We start from the raw sequence: 451 nt of genomic DNA, 5'->3' as shown, positions 1-451 counted from the left end.
TGGTGGTCCGGCAGATGGCCACGATCGAGGCCCAGCGGGAGACGATCGCGCGGCTTGAAGCGACGGTGGAGCGGCTGAGCGCGCGGGTCGCGGAGCTGGAACGCAGGCAGAGCCGCAACTCGGGGAACTCCTCGTTACCGCCGTCCAGCGACACCTTCGTCCGGCCGGACAAGAAGCCGCCGCCCGCAAGCGGGCGCAAGCGGGGCCGCCAGCCTGGCGCGCCGGGAGGTGGCCTGGCCATGGTCGAGGTCCCGGACGAGGTAGAAGACCATGTCCCGGCCGCCTGTGGCGGATGCGGCAGGGAACTGTCGACCACCGACAGCATCGGCCATTCGCGCCGCCAGGTCCGCGACATTCCCCTGGTCACCGTGACGGTGACCGAGCACCGGGCGCATCGCTGCCGGTGCGGCGGGTGCGGCCGCGTCACCAGCGCGGACATGCCCGCGACGGT

1 protein-coding gene is annotated in these 451 nt (G+C 72.5%); it reads left to right on the top strand.

The window, feature by feature from the left end; all coding sequences use genetic code 11:
* Positions 1 to 14: 14 nt before the first annotated feature.
* On the top strand, positions 15 to 451 hold a 437-nt coding region (locus E1294_RS52215; protein ID WP_181958695.1), incomplete at its 3' end, for a DUF6444 domain-containing protein.

Origin of the sequence: Nonomuraea diastatica (genome assembly GCF_004349015.1) — a bacterium.
Lineage (GTDB): Bacteria > Actinomycetota > Actinomycetes > Streptosporangiales > Streptosporangiaceae > Nonomuraea > Nonomuraea diastatica.
This window is presented reverse-complemented; position numbering and strand designations above follow the sequence as displayed.